The organism is uncultured Campylobacter sp. (assembly GCF_937997465.1).
Lineage (GTDB): Bacteria > Campylobacterota > Campylobacteria > Campylobacterales > Campylobacteraceae > Campylobacter_A.
On the sequence record NZ_CALKTQ010000117.1, the window covers coordinates 1 to 1,536 of the forward strand.

Annotated in this window: 2 protein-coding genes; both read right to left on the reverse strand. The window is 46.5% G+C overall.

Features of this window, described 5'->3' with window-relative positions; all coding sequences use genetic code 11:
* Nucleotides 1–46: 46 nt before the first annotated feature.
* Nucleotides 47–409 carry a hypothetical protein gene (locus Q0546_RS03525; RefSeq protein WP_298790581.1) on the reverse strand — a complete coding sequence of 121 codons (363 nt, stop codon included), beginning with the start codon at nt 407–409 and terminating at the stop codon, nt 47–49.
* Nucleotides 390–1,028 carry a lysophospholipid acyltransferase family protein gene (locus Q0546_RS03530; RefSeq protein WP_298790583.1) on the reverse strand — a complete coding sequence of 213 codons (639 nt, stop codon included), beginning with the start codon at nt 1,026–1,028 and terminating at the stop codon, nt 390–392. The genes Q0546_RS03525 and Q0546_RS03530 overlap by 20 nt, the downstream gene beginning before the upstream one ends.
* Between the last annotated feature and the right edge of the window lie 508 nt (nt 1,029–1,536).

The window sequence follows — 1,536 nt, forward strand, 5'->3', positions numbered from 1 at the left end:
ACCGCGATGAGTCCTAAAAATAGATTTAAGATATGATTTTGCGGGTTCATTTTAGTGCCTTTTGGTTAAATTTGAAGCTAAATTTGACGCCCGATTCGGAGCTCTCCGAGCGGGTCAAATTTGCGCACGTTTGGTTTGTCGTGCGGACGGCTTGAACGGTTAAATTTGTTAGCGAGAATTGCTCACGTTTTAAACTTACGTTTGGGTCAAATTTGTTTTGCGACGCGGCGAGCGTTTTAGTAAAGGCTTCGTGTTTAAATTTGACGCTTTTAGCCGCCGCTCTAAAAGGCTCGCCGTCAAATTTGCCGTAAAAATCGGTCGCAAATTTTGCCTTTTCGTTTGACGGATTTACAGGGCTCAAATTTACCGCTCTCGCCAAAGCCGCCGTGTTAGGCTTTAGTTCTATCATTTTGCGTATCGCTCATCGCTAGCAGCGCGTCTTGCGCCTTTTGTAAAAACTCGCCCTTGCCTTCGCCTCCGTACGATATCTCCTCGCCCACTATCAGCTCGCAAAGCAGCGGGATAGGTATCATAAAGCCCTTAGGCAGGACGTTACGCGCATTTTTGATCCAAATCGGCACCAAAGGCACGGAAGGGCACTCCTGCGCCAAACGAAATACCCCGCTTTTAAACGGCTGCAACGCAAGGTCGTCGTTCATCTTGCGCGTGCCTTCGGGAAAGATGATGAGAGAGTGCGTCTGCAGCGCTTCGCTCATTTGCGCTAGCGCTTCCAGCGGATCTTTGCGGCGACTTATTAGCACCATGTTAAACACGTTTTTAGCAAGAAATCTGCGCACGGGCCCGCCCTCCCAGTACTCCGCCGCCGCGACGGGGCGCACGCGCTTTCTCACGCGATACGGCAGTGAGACGAAAATCAGCAAAAAATCGCCGTGGCTGGCGTGGTTTGCATAGTAAATTTTAGTGCCCTCGCCTATGTTTAAAAGCTCCTGCGGCGGCCGCACACCCGTGATAAATATCGTGATGCGGCAAAGGATAAAATCAAGCGCTGCAGCTAAAAACTCTTTCATCTTTCGTCCTTTGTGTTAAATTTGCCTTGTTTGCGCGTCAAATTTGACGAGTAGCGGAAATTTGCCGTAACGCTTGCCGGCAAACGAAGTAGGTTTTAAAACTAGAAATTTTAACTCACAAACGCTCATGATACTCCAAATGATTAGACTTAGCGCAACCTGGGCCGATCTTGGCTGCGACTCTATCTTACCGCCCGCAAAACCGCTTTGCCGGTTTTAGTAAAATATAATGAAATTCTTTTATATATTTGCCGTTATTATACCTAAATTCTCTTTTTTTAAGCGCGGCAAGAGACTTGCTCTCTTTGCCCTCTGTGGCCACTTAAATCTTTAGCCAGATTGTTTTGCGCAGCAATGAGCCTTAACTCCATAATGCGCCAATCCACCGCGCTTTAGTTAAGAAAACTAAAAACTTGGTCAAATTTGAGTCTCGACCGCGCTGTCACAAGAAATTAAATTATCATTTTATAAATAATTTTGATAAATTTTCGCCGTTTCTTGATGGCGA

What these genes read in the sequence shown, in the direction of transcription:
- Q0546_RS03525 (WP_298790581.1), bottom strand. Translation starts at nt 409, where the DNA reads ATGATAGAACTAAAGCCTAACACGGCGGCTTTGGCGAGAGCGGTAAAT.
- Q0546_RS03530 (WP_298790583.1), bottom strand. Translation starts at nt 1,028, where the DNA reads ATGAAAGAGTTTTTAGCTGCAGCGCTTGATTTTATCCTTTGCCGCATC.